This window comes from Sulfitobacter sp. W002, from assembly GCF_025142135.1.
GTDB lineage: Bacteria > Pseudomonadota > Alphaproteobacteria > Rhodobacterales > Rhodobacteraceae > Sulfitobacter > Sulfitobacter profundi.
This window is the reverse complement of sequence record NZ_CP081126.1, coordinates 2,385,010-2,404,407: the sequence shown is the minus strand read 5'-3', so window position 1 is coordinate 2,404,407 and position 19,398 is coordinate 2,385,010. Positions and strand designations below refer to the sequence as shown.

The following is a 19,398-nucleotide window of genomic DNA, read 5'->3' as shown; positions in this document are numbered from 1 at the left end:
GCGGCGGGCTCCAGCCCAACTTATACCATAATTCGGCGAGTTTCTGCACATAACGTCTGGTTGGGTTTACCGCCGGGAACCTTTTGGCTATCCGCCCCGCAGCCCTAACAATGATGCGAGGCGCATAATGCGTTTTATCCGGTCGATCTCTTTTGCTCTTTCCATGGCGCTGTGCAGCAGCCCGCTGGCGGTTCAGGCCAGCTCTGAAAGTGCGAGCGATCTTGCGCAGATTGAAATTCAAGGTCTGAAGTCCGCCGGTGCGGCGCGGCTTCAGGAGATGGTCGCACAGCCCGTGTCGGCCAGCGCGACAGATGTGAAATTCTCCACGGCCTGGATCGACAGCCAGCCCAAGGCCGAAGGCAACGCCGAATTGCAGTGTCTTGCCGAAGCGCTCTACTTCGAGGCGCGCGGTGAGACGGTCAAAGGCCAGTTCGCCGTCGCCGAAGTGATCATGAACCGCGTGAAATCCGCCCGCTTCCCCGGCACGCTCTGTGGCGTGATCAATCAAGGGACGGGGCGCAAGTATCAGTGCCAGTTCACCTACACCTGCGACGGCCACAAAGAGGTCATCAACGAGCCGCGTGCCTTTGCCCGTGTCTCGAAAGTCGCGCGTGCGATCATCGACGGCAGCGCGCCGAAGCTGACCAATGGGGCGACCCACTATCACACCACTGCCGTGAACCCCAATTGGGCGCGGGTCTATACCAAGACCGCGCGGATCGGGCAGCACCTCTTCTATCGCCACACATGGAAGACCGCCTCGAACTGAGGGGCGGGATGTGCCTTCGGGTGCTGGCCTGCCGCCGGTGGGCCTGCTAAATGTGCATCGAAGCGCCCCCGGTGGGGCCATTACCCTGATCCGATAGGCGCTGCCGATGTCCGACGACGAAATTCGACTTGCCTTTGCCCACCCTTCCGAGCGGGCAAAGACGATGGCCGGCCCTGAGCCGCGCGACCGCATTTCCCTGCGCGATCATATCGTTGACGTAGAGATCGGCGCCTTTCAGGCCGAGCGTGACGTGACGCAACGGGTCTGTTTCAACGTGGTGGTCGAGGTGGCCCCCCTGACGGGCGTGGTCGATGACGACGTGGACCGCATCCTGTCCTATGACCGCGTGACCGAGGCCATCGCGGCCGAGCTCGCCGCTGAACGGCTCAACCTTTTGGAAACGCTGGCCGAACGGGTGGCGGACCGTATCTTGATCGAACCACAGGCGATGCGGGTTTTCGTGCGGATCGAAAAGCTTGACCGTGGCCCCGGTGCGCTTGGGGTTGAGATCGTGCGGGCGCGGGAGGAGGCGGCAGCGCAGGATGCGGCCCAAGAGGCCCCGCAGCCGCGGGTGGTCTATCTCTCTAATGCGGCGATTGCCTCGACGCGTTTGCCGGGATGGCTGGATCAATTGGAAGCGGCGTCGGAGCCGGTGATCCTCTGCGTTGGCCCCTCGGACATTGCCGTGCCGCAGGCCGAGGATGAGAAAGCGCAGCGCCACATTGACCTCTTGGCGATCGAACAGAACGCTTGGATGCTCTCGGCCCGCGATCCGCGCGGCGCGGTGGTTGGCAGCCGGACAGAGTTGGACTGGGCCATGAAAAACGGCCAGATCAGCATCTGGGCCCCTGCGCGTATCGTGCTCGATGCGGTGGACGGCCCTGCCGCCCCGCCAAGCGCGGCACCGGCCTTGGCTGCGTGGTTCGCAGAGACCTCTGCCGCCAGCGAGTTGGTGCTGATCGGCGCAGACCGGCCCGAGGGCGCGGCGCTGCCGGTGCGGGTGCTCGATGTCGACAGTGCGGAGATTGCCTGATGACAGATTATCACCGCCCCTTGGTTCAGATTGGTCCCGCGCGGCCCGAAGGCGCGCTGACCCTTGCGGGCGGCTGGGGCTGGTTTACCCATGTTGAGGTATTGGCGCGGGGGCAGGCGCCGCATGTGATCACGGCAGACGCGCTCCCCCCCGCGGCGCGGGCGGCGTTGACCGCGCCGCGCCCGGCCATCGCAGGGCTGACTTTCGACCGCCCCCGCGTGATGGGGATTCTCAATGCCACGCCCGACAGTTTCTCAGATGGCGGTCGCCATGCCGATCCGCAGATCGCGGTCGCTGCGGGGGCGGCAATGCGGGCGGCGGGGGTCGACATGCTGGATATCGGCGGCGAATCGACCCGTCCGGGGGCCGAAACGGTGCCTGAGGACGAAGAGATCGCGCGCGTTCGTCCCGTAATCGAAGGGCTGCGCGCTGCTGGACCCGGAGCGATCAGCATCGACACCCGCAAGGCCGCCGTGGCCGAAGCCGCGGTCGCGGCGGGGGCAGATTTGGTCAATGACGTGGCCGGGCTCACCTTTGACCCGGCGCTCGCGCCCTTTTGCGCGGCGCGGAACCTGCCGGTCTGCGTGATGCATGCCCAAGGCGACCCGGCCACGATGCAACGTGACCCGCAGTATGAAAACGTCCTGCTCGACGTCTATGACTATCTGGCCGGGCGGATCACCGCGTTGGAGGCCGAGGGCATCGCGCGGCACAACATCATCGCCGATCCCGGCATCGGCTTTGGCAAGACGCTTGAGCACAACCTCACGCTGCTTGCAAATCTCAGCCTGTTCCACAGCCTCGGCGTGCCGATCTTGTTGGGCGCATCGCGCAAGCGGTTCATCGGCACCATAGGCGGCGGCGCAGCTGGGGGAGATCGCGCACCGGGGTCCATCGCGGTCGCCCTGGCGGCGCTGAGCCACGGTGTCCAAGTCTTGCGGGTCCACGATGTGGCGCAAACCATCCAATCCATTTCACTTTACCGCGCGGCACTGACAGGAAAACAGCTATGACAAAACTCTTTGGTACTGATGGCGTGCGCGGCACCGCCAATATTCACCCCATGACCGCCGAAATGGCGCTGCGCATCGGTGCCGCCGTGGGGCGCTATTTCCGGCGTGAGAAAGACACCGTGCACCGCGTGGTCATCGGCAAGGACACGCGGCTGTCGGGCTATATGTTCGAAAACGCGCTGACGGCGGGCCTCACCAGCACGGGAATGAACGTCCTGTTGCTCGGGCCGGTGCCAACGCCTGCGGTCGGGCTTCTGACACGGTCGATGCGCGCCGATCTGGGGGTCATGATCTCGGCCAGTCACAATCCGGCCAGCGACAATGGTATCAAATTCTTTGGCCCGGATGGCTTCAAACTCTCCGATCAGGTCGAACAGGAAATCGAAGCGCTGGTCGCGGAAGGGGTCGCGCCTTCGGAGCCGGATCAGATCGGCCGGGCCAAGCGGATCGACGACAGCCGCTATCGCTATATCGAACGGGTCAAATCCTCTTTCCCGCGGCAGATGCGTCTTGATGGGCTGAAAGTGGTGATCGATTGCGCCCATGGCGCGGCCTACCACGTGGCGCCCATGGCGCTGTGGGAATTGGGTGCGACGGTGATCCCCGTGGGCGTGGCCCCCAATGGGTTCAACATCAACGATGGCTGTGGTTCGACCCAGCCGCAATCCGCGGCAGAGGCCGTGGTGGCGAATGGCGCCGATGTGGGCATCTGCCTTGATGGCGATGCAGACCGGGTGATCTTGATCGATCAGAATGGCCGTATCGGGGACGGCGACCAGTTCATGGCGCTGATGGCCGCCCGTTGGGCCGAAGAAGAGCGGCTTGCGGGGAAGGCGCTTGTGGCCACGGTGATGAGCAACCTTGGGCTGGAGCGTTTCCTCGACGACCGCGGTCTGCGGTTGGAACGCACGAGCGTGGGCGACCGCTATGTGGTGGAACGGATGCGCGAAGGGGGGTTCAACCTCGGCGGGGAGCAGTCGGGTCATATCGTGATGACCGACCACGCGACCACGGGCGACGGACTTATGGCCGGGATGCAGTTTCTGGCTGAGATGGTCCGCTCGGGCAAACCTGCCTCGGAGCTGCTGTACCAATTCGACCCGGTGCCGCAACTGCTGAAAAACGTCCGGTTCTCTGCCGGGCAAACCCCGTTGGAAGAGGCGCAGGTCAAAGCCGCCATCGCGCAGGCCGAGGCCGATCTGGCGCAAGGCGGGCGGTTGTTGATCCGCAAATCGGGCACCGAGCCGCTGGTCCGTGTGATGGCCGAACATGAAGACGCGGCACTGATGGAACGTGCCGTGGACAGCGTGGTTGACGCGGTGAATGCGGCGGTGGTCGGCTAGGCTGTCCTATCCGCGCTGGAACAGCCGTTTCAGCGCGCCGTATTGGCTGAGCCCGACCCCCGCAAGGATCAGCGCCATCGCATAGAGCAGCGACATCGGCAGCGGCTCTGACAGAACCAGCGCCCCCAAGAGGACCGACCAGACCGGCACTTGGTAATTGACCAAGGACATAAAGACCGGCCCGGCGGTGCGCACCACATAAACCCGCAAAAAGGCCGCGCCTGCGGTGGGAATCAGCCCGAGAAAGGCCAAGACGGCCACGATCTTGGGGCCGGGCAGGGGCGGCGGGCCTTCGCTGATAAAAGCGGCAGGCAACATGATGCCTGCACCGATCAGCATAAGGATCGTGGCCAGCCCGATCGGGTCTACCGACGGCAAGCGGCGCATGAGGATCGAGCTGATGGCATAGCACGATGCCGCGCCGACGCAGGCGATACGCCCTGCAGTCTCCATCGCGGCACCGGTGCTTTCAAATGCCTGCCCGCCGATTAGAACCACCACGCCGATAAAGCCAATGACAAAACCGCCAACCTTGCGCGGGGTCATACGCTCTCCCGGCAGTAGGAAATGCGCCAAGGGCAGGACGATCAGCGCGACCGAGGCCATGGTCACGCCGGCAAAGCCAGAGGTCACATATTGCTGCCCCCACGCCAGCAGCGAAAACGGCACGGCTGAGCTGATAATGCCGATGGTGGTCAGTGTCGCGATCACGCCCCGCGTCGGGCGGTCGGCGAATAGCGCGAAACCGCGCCCGGCCCATAGCGCCAGCATCACCACCGACGCAAACCCGATCCGAGAGGCGGCGAGCCAAAAGGGCGTAATGCCCGTCAGCGCAATTTCGATGGCCAGAAAGGTGCCGCCCCAGACAAAGCCCAGAATGGCGATCAGCAGCCAGCTGGTGCGGGTAATCTGAGGCGTGGTGTTCATCGGGGCTCCGGCGTAAAGGCAAAGACCCCGGCGCAAGGCCGGGGTCGATGTCGTCTTATCTTGAGGGGGAGATGGCTCAGTTCTTGGCCTTGTCCACCATCTTGCCTGCGGAAATCCACGGCATCATCTCACGCAGTTTCGCGCCGACCTGTTCGATGCGGTGCTCGTCGTTGATGCGACGTGTGGCTTTGAACGAAGGCTGGCCGACTGCGTTTTCCTGCATGAAGTCACGCACGAACTTGCCGTTCTGGATGTCCGTCAGCACGTCTTTCATGCGCTTCTTGGTCTCGTCATAGGGCAGGATGCGCGGGCCTGAGACATATTCGCCGTATTCCGCCGTGTTCGAGATCGAGTAGTTCATGTTGGCGATGCCGCCTTCATAGATCAGGTCGACGATCAGCTTCACTTCGTGCAGGCACTCGAAATAGGCCATCTCAGGGGCGTAGCCCGCCTCGACCAGTGTCTCAAAGCCCATGCGGATCAGTTCGACCAAGCCACCGCAGAGCACGGCCTGCTCGCCGAAGAGGTCGGTTTCGCATTCTTCACGGAAGTTGGTCTCAATGATGCCCGAACGGCCGCCACCGATGGCGGAGCAATAGGACAGACCGATTTCCAGCGCCTTGCCGGATGCATCTTTGTCGACAGCCACGAGGCAGGGAACGCCGCCGCCTTTGGTGTATTCGCCGCGTACGGTGTGGCCGGGGCCCTTGGGCGCCATCATGATGACGTCGACGCCTTCTTTGGGCTCGATCAGGCCGAAGTGGACGTTCAGGCCGTGAGCGAATGCAATGGCGGCACCCTCACGGATGTTGTCATGCACGTATTTCTTGTAGGTCTCGGCCTGAAGCTCATCGGGCATGGTGAACATGATCAGGTCGGCCCAAGCGGCTGCTTCGGCGATGCCCATGACCTTGAGGCCTTCGCCTTCGGCCTTGGCGGCGGAGGCAGAGCCTTCGCGCAGGGCGACGACGAGGTTCTTGGCACCCGAATCGCGCAGGTTCAGCGCGTGGGCGTGGCCTTGGGAACCGTAGCCGAGGATCGCTACTTTCTTGTCCTTGATGAGGTTCACGTCGCAATCGCGGTCGTAGTAAACGCGCATGATCTTATCCTTTGGTTGATCTCTATCTGGGGTTCACCATAGCGATGTTGCGTCTCGTGGCCATTGTCATCGGAAAGGTATTTGTGAAAGAATGAAGATAGTTATTCGTCGTACCGCTGAAAAACGGAAAATTTATGCTTGATGATCTGGATCGCCGTATTTTGCGCTATTGGCAGGCGGAGCCGAGCCTCAGCCCCGGCGAGTTGGCGGAGCGGTGTAGTATCACCTCTGGCAAGGCGGCGCGGCGGATTGCGCGGTTGCAGGATCAAGGGATCGTGCAGGGCAGTGGTGTGGTGATTGATTGGGCAGCCCTTGGATATGCGTTGGAGGTGTCTTTGCGGGTGACGCTGGACAAGACGCAGGCCAATGCCTTCGACATCTTTATGGCAGAGGCGCGGCAGGTGCCTGAGGTGATCGAGCTTCAGACGTTTTTGGGGCGGGTCGATCTGCGGCTGTCGATTATTGCGCGGGACATGGCACATTATCAGCAAATCTACCGTAGCCGTATCCTGACCCTGCCGCATATCGCCGAGATTGAGGCGCTGATGCACGTGGCGCGGATTAAGACGCAAGAGGGGCTGCCGTTGTGATTGAGCTTGATGAGATTGACCGGTCGCTGCTGCGCGCATTGGCACGGGATGCCACGCAGAGTGCTAGTGCATTGGGGCGGCGGTTGGGTCTGTCGCAGCCTGCGACATGGCGGCGCATCAGGCGTTTGGAAGAGGGCGGCGCGATTTCGGGGAGACGGTTGCGGTTGAATGCCGAGGCTTTGGGATTTGGTGTGACCGTTTTTCTGGGCATCAAGCTGGCCACGCGGGGCCGGGTGAGTTTGGAGGATTTTGAGCGGGCGGTGAGTGCGATTCCCGAGGTGCAGACGGTGGAGCATGTATTGGGGCTGTTCGACTATCGGTTAAGGGTCGTGGCGCGGGACCTGCCTGATTTCGAGCGTGTGCTGAGGCGGCGGATCATGACGCTGCCCGGCGCGGGGGAGGTGGAGGCCAATGTGCTTTTGAGCGAGGAGCGTCTGCCGGGGCCGCTTTAGCCGTGAATTGCCTTTTGTGGCGGCGGGACATATGCCTTTGATCGAAAGATGGAGGAAGAACGATGGCATTGCTCGACACGGTAGACCCCACGGGGCTTGATGAATTCAGCGTGGTCTTTACCGACCGTTCGCTCAACCACATGTCAGCGGAATTTCAGCAGGTCATGCGCGACCTCTCGGGCTGGCTGGGCGAAGTGTACAACGCCGACGCTGTGGCGCTGGTGCCCGGCGGCGGTACCTATGCGATGGAGGCCGTGGCCCGACAATTCGCGCGCGGCCAAGACGTGTTGGTGGTACGCAACGGGTGGTTTTCCTACCGTTGGAGCCAGATCATTGAGAGCGCCGATCTTACCAAGAGTGCCGAGGTGATGAAGGCGCGGATGCAGGGCAACGCCAGCCCCGCGCCCTTTGCGCCCGCGCCGATTGAAGAGGTCACCGCAGCTATTCGCGACGGGAAACCGCAGGTCGTGTTTGCACCGCATGTGGAGACTAGCTCGGGCATGATCCTGCCGGATGACTACATCAAAGAAATGGCTGCGGCGGCGCATGAAGTGGGTGCGCTGATGGTGCTTGATTGCATCGCCTCGGGCTGTGTCTGGGTGGATATGAAGGCGCTTGGGGTCGATGTGTTGATCTCGGCCCCGCAGAAAGGGTGGAGCGCGTCGCCTTCCGCTGGGCTGGTGATGATGTCCGCGCGGGCAGAAGCGCGGTTGAGTGAGACCACATCGGACAGTTTCGCCATCGACCTGCGCAAGTGGCGCGACATCATGAAAGCCTATGAGGCGGGGGGGCATGCCTATCACGCGACCATGCCGACGGATGCGCTGCGGCTGTTCCGTGATACGGTGAACGAGACCCGTGATTATGGGTTTGACCGGTTGAAAGAAGCGCAGTGGCGTTTGGGGGAAGCGGTGCGGCAGGTGCTGGCCGCACGGGGGGTGACTTCGGTAGCGGCTGACGGGTTTGCCGCGCCGGGCGTGGTGGTTGGCTACACCGCCGAGCCCGATGTGCAGAACGGCAAGGCTTTTGCCGCTCATGGCATGCAGATTGCTGCCGGGGTGCCGTTGCAGGTGGGAGAGCCGGATGATTTCCGCACCTTCCGTCTGGGGCTGTTCGGGTTGGATAAGCTTTATGACGTTGACGCGACCGTGGCGCGGTTGACGGCTGTGCTCGACGAGGTTTTGTAAGACAGGCTGCGCCGTGAGTTAGCGGCGCAGGCCCAGCCCCATTTGCATCAGCATCTTGCGCACTTGGGGCAGGGCGTAGAGCGCATTAAGCGCTGCCGCCCGTGCATCGCGGGCCAGTGGGCTGCTGGCTTGGCTAGCCCGGTTCAGCAGGTCAATGCCCCGGACGCGCAGGCTGATGTCTGCGTGGCGGGCCTTGTGGTAGGCCTCTAGCATATCCGCATCGCCGAGCTTTTCAGGCGATTTGCGGGCCAGATCCAACAACGTCGCCAGATCGGTTAGCGACATGTTCAGCCCCTGCGCGCCGATGGGGGGCAGCACATGTGCCGCCTCAGCCACCAATGCCACCCGTTCGGCGGAGAGGCGCTTGGCTTCTTGGCTGATGATCGGCCAAAGCGCGCGGGGGCTGGCGAGGGTGAGTGGCCCGAAGAGGTTGGCCGAGCGCGCCGTCGCCTCGGCCTCAAAGGCGGCGGTATCTAATGTGGCGCGGGCTTGGGTCGCGGGGCCATCGTCCATCCAAACCACGGCGGAACAGGGCATGCCGTCGCGGTCGGGCAGGGGGACGAGGGTGAAGGGGCCGCCGGAGCGGTGCACTTCGGTCGAAACATTCTCATGCGGGATGGGGTGTGTCACGCAAAAGGCCAGCGCCTTTTGGCCATAGCGGCGGGTGGTGACCTCGATCCCGGCGGCGTCGCGCATCGGGCTGTTGCGCCCATCGGCGGCGATCACCAGTCGCGTTTTGATGCGGCTGCCGTCGCTGAGACCGACGCGGGCCTCGGAGCTGCGGGTGAAGAGCGTGGTGGTGCCGGTGCCGGGGCGAAAATCGACGTTGGGCAGCGCGTTCAGGCGGGCCAGAATCTCGCGGCGCAGCAGCCAGTTGGGGAAGTTCCAGCCGAAGGGCGCGTCTGAGATATCGGCGGCATCGAACTCGCGGGTAACGCGGGGGCTCGAGTCTTCGCCGCCCGCATCGACGATCCGCATGATCTGCAAAGGGGCGGCATGGGGGGCGAGGCGGTCCCAGAGGCCGGCGTCTTCCAGCAGCAAGCGCGCCGGTTGCAGCAGCGCGGTGGAGCGCATGTCGGCGCCCTCGGCCGCGCCGTCGGTGACGGGCGGTGTGGGGTCGACGCAGATCACATGGAAACCCGCCGCGCCAAAAGCGGCCGCGGCAGTCAACCCGGCGATCCCGCCACCGGAAATCAGAATATCGCAATCAAAGGTCATCAGCCCGCCACGCGTGTCAGAAAATCGCAGAGGTCTTGCGTATGGTAGTGGATGTGATCGCCTTCGCCACGTGTGGGCGCCACATGCACCGTACGCATCCCCAAGGCGTGCGGGGCCGCAAGGTTGCGTGGATCATCCTCGAACATCGCGGCGGCTGCGATTTGGAAACCGTCGATGGCAAAGACCTTATCATAGGCTGCGGCTTCGGGTTTTGGCAGGAAATCAGCGTGTTCGACGCCGTAGACCGCATCGAATAGCCCTGAGAGGCCGCGTGCCTCAAGCACCCGCTCGGCGTAGGGAGCGCAGCCGTTGGTATAGACGATGCGCCGTCCCGGCAGAACGCGGATCGCTTGGGCCAGCAATGGGTCGGGGGTCAGCCGGTCCATCGGGATGTCATGCACATCCGTGAGGTAGGGGCCGGGATCGACGCCATGTTCGCGCATCAGCCCCGCCAGCGTGGTGCCATAGGTCTGCCAATAGTGCTGGCGCAGGTGGTTGGCCTCGGCCCGGTCGACCTTGATGGCGCGCATCACCCAATCGACCATACGCGCTTCGATCAGATCGAAAAGCCGCGCCTCGGGCGGGTAGAGCGTCTGATCAAGGTCAAAGACCCAAGTGGTGACATGAGAGAAAGCATCGCGCGGCATGGCGCAGAGGTAGGCCGAGACGGGCAGCCGCGCAAGCCCTCCCGGGTTGCGAATATGGTCGCGGTGAGTAAGGTGGCGCAACTTTCAAGGACTGATAGCTCATGCCCGACGCCAAAACTGGCCCGACCGACGCCTATTCGATGATTCTAGAGGCCATCGACATCGGCACCTATCGCCCCGGTGACCGGCTGGTAGAAAGCGAACTGGCCGAGCGTTTCGGCGTGTCTCGCACCCCGATCCGTGAGGCTTTACAACGGCTTGAGACCCAATCGCTGCTGATGCGCGATGGGCGCAGCCTGATAGTGGCTTCGCTGGATCACAACCAGATGGCCGAGCTTTACGTCGTGCGGGGGGAGTTGGAAGGGCTGGCCGCGCGTCTGGCCGCGCGCCATGCCACGGCTGAGGAAGTGCGCGTGCTTCGCGAGATGGTGGATGCCGACAACGCGCTGGCGGGCAATCCCAATGCGCTGGCGCGGGCGAATAAGCGGTTTCACAAGCAGATCCATCTGGCGTCGCACAACCGCTATCTGGTGCAACAGCTTGACCTTGTGCACCGCTCCATGGCCTTGATGGCGACCTCTTCGCTTGCGGTGGAGGGGCGTGGGGAGATCGCGCAGGCCGAACATAACCGCATCGTGGAAATGATCGAAGCGCGCGATGAGGATGGCGCGGATGAGGCGCTGCGCACGCATATTTCTGTCGCCTTCATGACCCGATTGAAGCAGGAAGCGGCCCGGCGCGAGGAAGATTTTTAGGCGTCTTCTTCTGCGGCCTTACGTAGTGGGGCAATGTATGCCCATGGGCGGTTTTGTCCCAAAAGTGGGGGCTGCGATAGAGCTCATAAAGTGCCTTGGCAGCGGCTACGGCCCCCAAGGTAAAATAGAGCGGGAAGGTGATAACCCAAGGCAGCAGGTGGCGCTGCCCGCGGTTTGAGACCGCGATTACAGAGGCGCAGAGGTTCAGCAGTTCGGACAGGATGAACAGCGCAAAAATCGCCGTCATGAGCGGTGGGGCAAGCCAATCAGTGACCGGGTGGTACAGCCCAAAGAAGCTTAGCCAGAGCGACCAGAGCAGCGGGGCGAGGGCGAATTGCGAGACCGTCGCAATAAAGATCGCCTGTACGCCGATGAACCGCCGCAGCCCGAGGTCTTGCAGCAGGGCGCGCGGCCTCTGCATATGGACGGCCCATGTGATAAGATAGCCCTTCAGCCACCGCGATCGTTGCCGCACCCAAGGCCAAGGTCGGCAGTTGGCCTCCTCGAAAGTGGTGGTGGGTATTAGTTCGGTCACATAACCGCGCCGCGCCAGTCGAAGACCCAGATCGGCATCCTCTGTCACGTTATGAGCGTCCCAAGCGCCGAGCCGTTCAAGGATATCGCGCCGAAAAAACAGGGTTGTTCCACCCAAAGGGACAACCAGCCCCAGTCGGGCCACACCGGGTAGGATCACCCGCCACCAAGTCGCATATTCGATGGCGAAACAGCGGGCCATCCAATTGCTGCGGCTGTTGTAAAAATCCAGAACCCCCTGCAAACAAGCGACATTCTCGGGCGCGTTTTGAAAACGGGTTACGATCTGTTCGATCTGGTCCGGCTCTGGCGCATCCTCGGCGTCCCACACGCCGATGATACTGCCCCGGCAGAAGTCGAGCGCGTAGTTCAGCGCGCGGGGCTTGGTTTTGAGCGCCCCGGCGTCGGGCACTTCGATCACGCTGATCCACGGCGGTAAAGGCGTGCGGGCGATGGTCTTTCGGGTGAGACTGTCGCTTGCTTCGAGGACCAAGACTACCTCCAGCAATGACTTGGGGTAGGTCAGCCAAGACAGCCGCGCGATAAGCGCCTGCGCGATCTCTTCCTCATGCAGCAACGGCACGAGAACAGAGACGCGGGGCAGGCGGAACCCCTTCATATCACTGGCTTCTGGCGGTGCCCGCGGTGGGGCGGGCCGGATGAGAGACGCCCATAGGGCCGCCGCCTTGAGGCCACTGGTCAAAAGCAGCGTAACGGCCCCCCAGAGAAGCGCCACGGCGAGGACTGCCGAGGGAAAGAATACCAGCAGGGCGACAAGGGACAGCAGAATGCCTTGCAACGCAAACCGCCGTTTTTGGCTGCGCACCCCCCAGTTTCGACAGCTTTCGGCGTCCGCCACACGGGTGACGGCATGATGCGCGAGCTCTGTCGCGTAAAGACGGCCGATCTGGGTCTGCACCTGCTGGGGGTCGGCGATGACCAGCACCAAGGACTCCCCCCTTTCACCCAAGGCACTGCAAAGCTGTGAAAATTCGGCGGGACGACTGCTGGCCACGAAAAGCCGGTCCCCCAGTTCCAGCCAAGGCACCGCGCCAAATTTCAGACAGAGGCGCGCGGGTATCCGAGCAGAGAGGCGCGGATCGGAGGGGCTGCGCGTAAGATCGACTGGCTGTGCACCGTACTGCCGGGCGAGCGCCCTGACGATGTCATCAGGCGCGACCAGCCTTTCGGTCGCAAGGACCTCGCCCAAGGGGGCGTCGATCCGGCGCTGTAGCTCGAGCCCGTGGAGCAGATCGTTTGGCCCGATGACCCCCGCTGCAATCAGATGCTGACCCAACCGCATCCGGCGGGCGGGCGCGGCGGCCATACGCGGCGCTGAGAGTTTAAGGCGAAGGTTGCTCATTCCGTGCCCCGTCGAGGTTCCGGAATGAGACTGGCAGGCGACCGTTAATTGAGAATTAACAGCCGCCAATGCAATCAATGCATGTGGAAAATTTTAGGCGTTTCGCGCGGCCATGGCTTCGCTGAAACGCTCAAACAGGTAGTAGCTGTCCTGCGGGCCGGGGCTGGCTTCCGGGTGGTGCTGCACTGACCAAACCGGGCGGCCATCGACGCGGATACCGCAGTTCGACCCGTCAAAGAGCGACACATGCGTCTCGCGCACGCCTTCGGGCAGGGATTGGCCATCGACTGCGAAACCGTGGTTCATCGAGGTAATCTCGACCTTGCCGGTGTCATAGTCTTTGACCGGGTGGTTCGCCCCGTGGTGGCCGTGGCTCATCTTGACCGTGGTCGCACCAAGCGCCAACGCCAGCATCTGGTGACCAAGGCAGATGCCAAAGACCGGCAGATCGGTTTTATCCAGCACGTCGCGGATCATCGGCACGGCATAGGCGCCGGTCGCTGCCGGATCGCCCGGACCGTTGGAGAGGAACACGCCGTCCGGCTTATGCGCCATGATATCGTCATAGGTCGCGGTGGCGGGCAACACGGTCACGTCGCAGCCCGCAGAGGCGAGGCAGCGCAGGATGTTGCGTTTTGCGCCGTAGTCCACGGCCACGACCTTGTGTTTGGCCTCGGTCTGGGGCGCGTAGCCGTCGGGCCATGCCCACCGCATCTCGTTCCAACGGTAAGTCTGGGCGCAGGTGACATCCTTGGCCAGATCCATGCCTTCGAGACCGGCAAAACTGCGGGCGGCGGCGACCAGCGCTTCGATGTCAAAGTTGCCGTCCGGGTCATGGGCGAGGGCGGCGTGCGGCGCGCCCTGCTGGCGGATCGCGCGGGTTAGGCGGCGGGTGTCAATACCACCGATGGCGATGCGGCCACGTGCAGCGAGCCAATCCGACAGCGGCTGGATGTTGCGCCAGCTGCTGGGCGTAGTGGGCATCCATTTGACGACCATCCCGGCGGCGACCGGATCGCCGGTCTCGTCATCTTCGGGGTTGGTGCCGACATTGCCGATATGCGGGAAGGTGAATGTCACGATCTGGCCCGCATAGGAAGGGTCGGTCATGATCTCTTGGTAGCCGGTCATCGCGGTGTTGAAGCACAACTCCGCCACGGTCTGGCCGGTGGCGCCAAACCCCATGCCGTAGAAAATCGATCCATCCGCAAGGGCAAGGCAGGCGGTTGGGCGTGGGCGAGCGGGCGCGGACATGGGGCAGTCTCCGGGCAGAAATGGGCGGGTAAACGGGTGGCAACCTAATCCCGCGCGGGCGCGGGGTCAATAGCCGGAGAGAAATGAGATATCGTTTTATAACAGTGGGTTACCTTCCGTCGCCCCCCATTGCTCCGCGCGGAGAGAGCAGGTAAGCTGCGACACTTGGATTTAGCGAAACACAGGAAACCACCATGTCATTGCGGATGCGCATCTCGGATGCTTTGAAACAGGCCATGAAAGACAAGGCGGCGGACCGGCTTTCGACGCTGCGGCTTATCAATGCCGCGATCAAGGATAAGGACATCGCCGCCCGGGCCAACGGCACGGATGAGGGCGTGTCGGATGCAGAAGTGCTGGGCATTCTCAGCAAGATGGCCAAGCAGCGTCAGGAATCGGCGCGCGCCTATGAAGAGGGCGGGCGTCTGGACCTTGCGGAGCGTGAGCGTGAAGAAGTCGAGGTGATCGAAGAGTTCCTGCCACGGCAGTTGAGCGTCACCGAAACCTCTGCCGCCGTGGATAAGGCCGTGGCCGACGTCGGCGCGACCTCGATCCGCGACATGGGCAAGGTCATGGGGCTGCTGAAAGAGCGCTATACTGGCCAGATGGATTTCGGCGCGGTGGGGCCGGTCATCAAAGACCGCCTGAGCTGAGCCGCGATCAGGGTTTGAGATGAAGGGCTGGGCCGTTGGGTCCGGCCCTTTTTAGGTGTGCAGGTGACGTGACAGATCATCGTAAAGCGCGATGCGCTCCTCTTCGCTGAGGAAGGCCCCGATCTCTACCTCGCGGCCCTCGCCGCGCAGGGTGACGTAATGCGGCACCGGGCCGTCATCGTCGTATTTCTTCACTTGCGTCCAATAGCGGTTGCAGTTCCAATCCTTCACCTCGCCCTTGGCGGTGGTATGCACCAGACGCGCCGTGGTGTCGTCGAGGGTCAGTACCTCTTCGATTTGCCGGGCGCGATGATTGTGCTGCAAGGCCCAGTAAACCGCGCCCAGGGCCAAGAGCACGAAGGGCAGCAGGCCCCAGAGCAGGGCGGTGCCGAGCATGGCGAAAAGCGGGATCATCGCCAGCGTGAAAGTCGCCAGCATGAAAGCCGCAAAGCCGCGCGCGGGCAGGGATTGATGCGGCCAAAGGCGCATCTGCTGCGGATTGGCGCGGGGCGGGGTTGTCCATTCGTAGGGCATGGGATCGCTCAGGCTCACTCGACCGCCAAGATAGCGGCGCGGCGGGCGATGGCAATGCGGCGCGGGGACGCGGATGGCGGTCAGTCGCCCAGCAGATCCCAGCGGTTGCCGAAAGGATCGCGGAAGACGGCAACTTTGCCATAGGTCTCATGCCGTGGTTCTTCTTCGAAGGTGACGCCAGCGGCGGTCAGACGGTCGAATTCCGCCGTGAAATCATCTGCTTTCAAGAACAGCCAAACGCGCCCCGCGCCCTGTTTGCCAATCGCGGCCTTTTGCTGGTCGTCATCGGCTCGGGCCAGAATGAACCCCGTCTGCGCGCCGGGCGGGGTGACGCGCACCCAGCGTTTGCGGCCCTGATCAACGTCTTCGGTCAGGTCGAACCCCATCACGCCACAGTAAAAATCGATTCCCGCGTCATAGTCAGGAACGATCAAGGTTATCGCAGAGAGATGCATCGTTTCGCTCCAAGTGGCGGGCGCGGTGGAGGGCCGCGCCCGCAGGTGGTTTACTCTAGTTCGACAAGCAGGTCCTTGGCGTCGATCTGGCCGCCTGCCTGAACATGCACGGCCTTTACCACCGCATCACGCTCTGCATGCAGGCCGGTCTCCATCTTCATCGCCTCGATGGTCAAAATCAGGTCGCCCGCCTTGACCTGCTGCCCCTCCTTGACCCCGACCGAGGCCACGACCCCCGGCATCGGCGCACCGATGTGATTGGCGTTGCCGGCCTCGGCCTTGGGCCGCTGCACGGTGGCGTCCTTGACCAGACGGTTCGCCACACGGATCACCCGCGGCTGGCCGTTCAACTCAAAGAAGACCTTCACTTCGCCATCCTCACCGGCCTCGGATTCGGCCTGCAGGCGTATCTCCAACGTCTTACCGGGGTCGATCTCGGCCGAGATCTCCGCCCCCGGCTCCATGCCATAGAAGAACGTATGCGTGGGCAGGGTGCGGACCGGACCATAGACGCGGTGGCGGCCCATGTAGTCGAGGAACACCTTGGGATACATAAGGTAGCCGCAGAGGTCTTCATCATCGAGCTGCATGCCGTCCAATTGCTCGGACAGTTCCTTGCGCAGGGCCTCAAGATCGACGGGCTCCAGATGTTTGCCGGGGCGTTCGGTGTTCGGTGTCTCACCTTTCAGCACTTTCTTGACGATGCCTGCTGGAAAACCGTTGGGCGGCTGGCCCAGATTGCCGCGCATCATGTCGATCACGCTGTCGGGGAAGGACACATCGACGTTCGGGTCTTCGACCTGCGCGCGGGTCAACCCTTGGGAAACCATCATCAACGCCATGTCGCCCACGACCTTGGACGAGGGCGTGACTTTGACGATATCGCCGAACATCTGGTTCACATCCGCATAGGTCCGCGCCACCTCGGGCCAGCGGTCCTCCAACCCCATGGAGGCGGCCTGCGCCTTGAGGTTGGTGAACTGACCGCCGGGCATCTCATGCAAATAGACCTCGGAGGAGGGCGCCTGCATGCCGGTTTCGAATGCCGCGTAGTGACCGCGGACTTCTTCCCAGTAATCAGAGATTTCGCGCACGGCCTTCATGTCGATCCCGGTGTCGCGGTCTGTGTGTTGCAGAGCCGAGACCACAGTGCCGAGCGTGGCCTGCGAGGTATTGCCTGAAAGCGCATCCATCGCGCAATCGACAGCGTCTACCCCCGCCTCAGAGGCCGCGAGGATCGTGGCGGTGGCGCTGCCTGCGGTGTCATGGGTGTGGAAGTGGATCGGCAGACCAACCTCGGATTTCAGTGCTTTGACCAATGCGCGGGCTTGGGCGGGTTTCAGCAATCCGGCCATGTCTTTCAGCCCCAGCACATGCGCGCCGGCGGCTTTCAAATCCTTGCCCATGTTGACGTAATACTGAAGGTCGTATTTCGCGCGGTCCGGATCGAAAATGTCGCCGGTGTAGCAGATCGTGCCTTCGCAGACCTTGCCGGAGGAGACCACTGCATCCATCGCCACGCGCATGTTCTCAACCCAGTTCAGGCTGTCGAAAACACGGAAGACATCGACGCCGGTGTTCGCCGCCGTGGCCACGAATTTCTGCACAACGTTGTCGGGGTAGTTGGTATAGCCCACGCCGTTGGAGGCGCGCAGCAGCATCTGGGTCATCACATTGGGCAGGGCCGCGCGCAGATCGCGCAGGCGCTGCCACGGGCATTCCTGCAAAAAGCGGTAGGCCACATCAAAGGTCGCGCCGCCCCAGCATTCGACAGAGAAAAGTTGCGGCAGATTGGCGGCATAAGCCGGGGCCACCTTGATCATATCAATGCTGCGCATCCGCGTGGCCAGCAGCGACTGATGCGCATCGCGCATGGTGGTGTCGGTGATCAGCAACTGACGTTGTTGCCCCATCCAATCGGCCACGGCCTGCGGGCCTTTTTGCTCCAACAGGTTGCGTGTGCCCATCTGCGGCTCGCCACGCAGCACGGGCGGTTTGGGATCGCGAACATGGGCCGCAGGCAGGGCGTGGCCCTTGGTCTCGGGATGACCGTTGACGGTGATGTCGGCGATATAGGTCAGCACCTTGGTGGCGCGGTCGCGGCGCTGCTTAAAGTTGAAAAGCTCCGGCGTCTCGTCGATGAACTTGGTGGTGTATTCGTTGTTCAAAAACGTCGGGTGCTTCAGCAGGTTTTCGACGAAGGCGATGTTGGTCGACACGCCGCGCACGCGGAATTCGCGCAAGGCGCGGTCCATCCGCGCAATCGCCATCTCGGGCGTGGGCGCCTTGGCCGTGACCTTGGTCAGCAGACTGTCGTAGTAGCGCGTGATCACCCCGCCCGCATAGGCGGTGCCGCCATCCAGACGGATGCCCATGCCGGTGGCCGAACGGTAGGCGGTGATGCGGCCATAGTCGGGGATGAAGTTGTTCTGCGGGTCCTCAGTCGTGACGCGGGTCTGCAGCGCGTGACCGGTGAGAGAGATGTCTTCCTGACGCGCCTTGCCGGTGGCTTCGGCCAGTGGTTTGCCCTCGGCGATAAGGATTTGCGCGCGGACAATGTCGATGCCTGTGACCTCTTCGGTGACGGTATGTTCGACCTGCACGCGGGGGTTCACTTCGATGAAATAGAATTTGCCGTCGTCCATATCCATCAGGAATTCGACGGTGCCGGCGCATTCATAGTTCACATGGGCACAGATTTTGCGGCCAAGCTCGCAGATCTCGGCGCGTTGGTCTTCGGAAAGGTATGGCGCCGGGGCGCGCTCGACCACCTTTTGGTTGCGACGCTGGACAGAGCAGTCGCGCTCATAGAGGTGGTAGATATCCCCCTGTTTGTCGCCAAGAATCTGCACTTCGACATGGCGCGCGCGCAGGATCATTTTCTCGAGGTAGCCCTCGCCATTGCCAAAGGCGGCTTCGGCCTCGCGGCGGCCTTCGCGGACTTTTTCTTCGAGTTCCTTTTCCGACATGATCGGGCGCATGCCACGACCGCCGCCGCCCCATGAGGCTTTGAGCATCAGCGGATAGCCGACTTCCTTTGCCTCGGCGCGGATTGCCTCCATGTCGTCACCCAGCACTTCGGTCGCAGGAATGACCGGCACGCCGGCTTCCATGGCGACGCGGCGGGCGGAGGCTTTGTCGCCCAAAGCGCGCATGGTTTCGGCGCGGGGGCCGATGAAGGTGATGCCGTTCTGCTCGCAGGCATCGACGAACTCGGGGTTCTCTGAAAGCAGACCGTAGCCGGGGTGAATCGCGTCAGCGCCGGCGGCCTTGGCCACGCGGATCATCTCGTCGATGCTGAGGTAGGCGGCGACGGGGCCGAGGCCCTCGCCAATGCGGTAGGCCTCATCCGCTTTGAACCGATGCAGCCCAAGTTTGTCTTCTTCGGCGTAGACCGCGACCGTTTTCTTGCCCATCTCATTGGCGGCGCGCATGATGCGGATTGCGATTTCACCGCGGTTGGCGATCAGGATCTTTTTGAAATCGGTCACTGGCTGGTCTCCCCTGCTGGTTTTGAAGGCAGCTTAGGGATGCTGCGGTGCAGCGCAAGAGGGCTGTGGCAGTCTTTGTCA

The 19,398-nt window shown here is 62.8% G+C and carries 18 protein-coding genes; 9 read left to right on the top strand and 9 right to left on the bottom strand.

The window, feature by feature from the left end; translation table 11 throughout:
* Positions 1-127: 127 nt before the first annotated feature.
* From K3758_RS11820 to glmM, 4 genes are all read left to right on the top strand, one after another.
* Positions 128-769, top strand: a complete 642-nt coding sequence (locus K3758_RS11820) for a cell wall hydrolase (protein WP_209217890.1) — start codon at positions 128-130, stop codon at positions 767-769.
* Between the two features lie 106 nt (positions 770-875).
* Positions 876-1,802, top strand: coding sequence for a dihydroneopterin aldolase (locus K3758_RS11815; RefSeq protein ID WP_259945121.1), 927 nt, complete (start codon positions 876-878; stop codon positions 1,800-1,802).
* Complete coding sequence (gene folP, locus K3758_RS11810) at positions 1,802-2,815, top strand: dihydropteroate synthase (protein ID WP_259945118.1); 1,014 nt, start codon at positions 1,802-1,804, stop codon at positions 2,813-2,815. The genes K3758_RS11815 and folP overlap by 1 nt, the downstream gene beginning before the upstream one ends.
* Positions 2,812-4,158, top strand: a complete 1,347-nt coding sequence (gene glmM / locus K3758_RS11805) for a phosphoglucosamine mutase (protein ID WP_259945115.1) — start codon at positions 2,812-2,814, stop codon at positions 4,156-4,158. The genes folP and glmM overlap by 4 nt, the downstream gene beginning before the upstream one ends.
* A 6-nt stretch (positions 4,159-4,164) precedes the next feature.
* On the opposite strand, the gene K3758_RS11800 is transcribed toward glmM, so the two are convergent.
* Together K3758_RS11800 and ilvC are read right to left on the bottom strand one after the other, a co-directional pair.
* On the bottom strand, positions 4,165-5,085 hold the full coding sequence (locus K3758_RS11800) for a DMT family transporter (RefSeq protein ID WP_259945112.1): 921 nt from the start codon (positions 5,083-5,085) through the stop codon (positions 4,165-4,167).
* 76 nt (positions 5,086-5,161) lie between these two features.
* Positions 5,162-6,184 carry a ketol-acid reductoisomerase gene (gene ilvC, locus K3758_RS11795; RefSeq protein ID WP_067622701.1) on the bottom strand — a complete coding sequence of 341 codons (1,023 nt, stop codon included), beginning with the start codon at positions 6,182-6,184 and terminating at the stop codon, positions 5,162-5,164.
* A 134-nt stretch (positions 6,185-6,318) separates the two neighbouring features.
* Here ilvC and K3758_RS11790 point away from each other — a divergent pair, with 134 nt between their 5' ends.
* The 3 genes from K3758_RS11790 to K3758_RS11780 all read left to right on the top strand — a co-directional run bounded on the left by K3758_RS11790 (position 6,319) and on the right by K3758_RS11780 (position 8,413).
* The gene (locus K3758_RS11790; RefSeq protein WP_259945107.1) at positions 6,319-6,774 is read left to right on the top strand and encodes an Lrp/AsnC family transcriptional regulator; all 456 of its coding nucleotides are present in this window, start codon (positions 6,319-6,321) and stop codon (positions 6,772-6,774) included.
* On the top strand, positions 6,771-7,226 hold the full coding sequence (locus K3758_RS11785; RefSeq protein ID WP_259945104.1) for an Lrp/AsnC family transcriptional regulator: 456 nt from the start codon (positions 6,771-6,773) through the stop codon (positions 7,224-7,226). The genes K3758_RS11790 and K3758_RS11785 overlap by 4 nt, the downstream gene beginning before the upstream one ends.
* Positions 7,227-7,288: 62 nt before the next feature.
* On the top strand, positions 7,289-8,413 hold the full coding sequence (locus K3758_RS11780) for an aminotransferase class V-fold PLP-dependent enzyme (RefSeq protein ID WP_259945102.1): 1,125 nt from the start codon (positions 7,289-7,291) through the stop codon (positions 8,411-8,413).
* 18 nt (positions 8,414-8,431) lie between these two features.
* On the opposite strand, the gene K3758_RS11775 is transcribed toward K3758_RS11780, so the two are convergent.
* On the bottom strand, positions 8,432-9,631 hold the full coding sequence (locus K3758_RS11775; RefSeq protein ID WP_259945100.1) for a UbiH/UbiF family hydroxylase: 1,200 nt from the start codon (positions 9,629-9,631) through the stop codon (positions 8,432-8,434).
* On the bottom strand, positions 9,631-10,278 hold the full coding sequence (locus tag K3758_RS11770; RefSeq protein WP_259950078.1) for a pyrimidine 5'-nucleotidase: 648 nt from the start codon (positions 10,276-10,278) through the stop codon (positions 9,631-9,633). Before K3758_RS11770 ends, K3758_RS11775 begins: the two co-directional genes overlap by 1 nt.
* A gap of 101 nt (positions 10,279-10,379) precedes the next feature.
* Here K3758_RS11770 and K3758_RS11765 point away from each other — a divergent pair, with 101 nt between their 5' ends.
* Positions 10,380-11,033, top strand: a complete 654-nt coding sequence (locus tag K3758_RS11765) for a GntR family transcriptional regulator (protein WP_067622715.1) — start codon at positions 10,380-10,382, stop codon at positions 11,031-11,033.
* On the opposite strand, the gene K3758_RS11760 is transcribed toward K3758_RS11765, so the two are convergent.
* The gene (locus tag K3758_RS11760) at positions 10,984-12,930 is read right to left on the bottom strand and encodes a glycosyltransferase family 2 protein (RefSeq protein ID WP_259945096.1); all 1,947 of its coding nucleotides are present in this window, start codon (positions 12,928-12,930) and stop codon (positions 10,984-10,986) included. The two genes, K3758_RS11765 and K3758_RS11760, sit on opposite strands and share 50 nt — an antisense overlap.
* Positions 12,931-13,023: 93 nt before the next feature.
* The gene (gene carA, locus K3758_RS11755; RefSeq protein WP_067622721.1) at positions 13,024-14,184 is read right to left on the bottom strand and encodes a glutamine-hydrolyzing carbamoyl-phosphate synthase small subunit; all 1,161 of its coding nucleotides are present in this window, start codon (positions 14,182-14,184) and stop codon (positions 13,024-13,026) included.
* A 194-nt stretch (positions 14,185-14,378) separates the two neighbouring features.
* On the opposite strand from carA, the gene K3758_RS11750 reads away from it, so the two are divergent.
* The gene (locus K3758_RS11750) at positions 14,379-14,837 is read left to right on the top strand and encodes a GatB/YqeY domain-containing protein (protein ID WP_067622724.1); all 459 of its coding nucleotides are present in this window, start codon (positions 14,379-14,381) and stop codon (positions 14,835-14,837) included.
* Positions 14,838-14,888: 51 nt separating this feature from the next.
* Here K3758_RS11750 and K3758_RS11745 read toward each other — a convergent pair whose 3' ends face one another.
* The 3 genes from K3758_RS11745 to K3758_RS11735 all read right to left on the bottom strand — a co-directional run bounded on the left by K3758_RS11745 (position 14,889) and on the right by K3758_RS11735 (position 19,317).
* Positions 14,889-15,371, bottom strand: coding sequence for a DUF2244 domain-containing protein (locus tag K3758_RS11745; RefSeq protein WP_259950077.1), 483 nt, complete (start codon positions 15,369-15,371; stop codon positions 14,889-14,891).
* An 80-nt stretch (positions 15,372-15,451) separates the two neighbouring features.
* Positions 15,452-15,826 (bottom strand): VOC family protein, encoded by a 375-nt coding sequence (locus K3758_RS11740; RefSeq protein ID WP_259945089.1) that lies wholly within the window; start codon positions 15,824-15,826, stop codon positions 15,452-15,454.
* A 50-nt stretch (positions 15,827-15,876) separates the two neighbouring features.
* Positions 15,877-19,317 (bottom strand): pyruvate carboxylase, encoded by a 3,441-nt coding sequence (locus tag K3758_RS11735; RefSeq protein WP_259945086.1) that lies wholly within the window; start codon positions 19,315-19,317, stop codon positions 15,877-15,879.
* Positions 19,318-19,398: the final 81 nt, after the last annotated feature.

Coding starts and splice junctions, on each gene's coding strand:
- K3758_RS11770 (WP_259950078.1), bottom strand. CDS start 10,278: ATGCCGCGCGATGCTTTCTCTCATGTCACCACTTGGGTCTTTGACCTT.
- K3758_RS11760 (WP_259945096.1), bottom strand. CDS start 12,930: ATGAGCAACCTTCGCCTTAAACTCTCAGCGCCGCGTATGGCCGCCGCG.
- K3758_RS11750 (WP_067622724.1), top strand. CDS start 14,379: ATGTCATTGCGGATGCGCATCTCGGATGCTTTGAAACAGGCCATGAAA.
- K3758_RS11775 (WP_259945100.1), bottom strand. CDS start 9,631: ATGACCTTTGATTGCGATATTCTGATTTCCGGTGGCGGGATCGCCGGG.
- K3758_RS11780 (WP_259945102.1), top strand. CDS start 7,289: ATGGCATTGCTCGACACGGTAGACCCCACGGGGCTTGATGAATTCAGC.
- carA (WP_067622721.1), bottom strand. CDS start 14,184: ATGTCCGCGCCCGCTCGCCCACGCCCAACCGCCTGCCTTGCCCTTGCG.
- K3758_RS11765 (WP_067622715.1), top strand. CDS start 10,380: ATGCCCGACGCCAAAACTGGCCCGACCGACGCCTATTCGATGATTCTA.
- K3758_RS11815 (WP_259945121.1), top strand. CDS start 876: ATGTCCGACGACGAAATTCGACTTGCCTTTGCCCACCCTTCCGAGCGG.
- K3758_RS11820 (WP_209217890.1), top strand. CDS start 128: ATGCGTTTTATCCGGTCGATCTCTTTTGCTCTTTCCATGGCGCTGTGC.
- K3758_RS11800 (WP_259945112.1), bottom strand. CDS start 5,085: ATGAACACCACGCCTCAGATTACCCGCACCAGCTGGCTGCTGATCGCC.
- K3758_RS11790 (WP_259945107.1), top strand. CDS start 6,319: ATGCTTGATGATCTGGATCGCCGTATTTTGCGCTATTGGCAGGCGGAG.
- glmM (WP_259945115.1), top strand. CDS start 2,812: ATGACAAAACTCTTTGGTACTGATGGCGTGCGCGGCACCGCCAATATT.
- K3758_RS11740 (WP_259945089.1), bottom strand. CDS start 15,826: ATGCATCTCTCTGCGATAACCTTGATCGTTCCTGACTATGACGCGGGA.
- folP (WP_259945118.1), top strand. CDS start 1,802: ATGACAGATTATCACCGCCCCTTGGTTCAGATTGGTCCCGCGCGGCCC.
- K3758_RS11745 (WP_259950077.1), bottom strand. CDS start 15,371: ATGCCCTACGAATGGACAACCCCGCCCCGCGCCAATCCGCAGCAGATG.
- ilvC (WP_067622701.1), bottom strand. CDS start 6,184: ATGCGCGTTTACTACGACCGCGATTGCGACGTGAACCTCATCAAGGAC.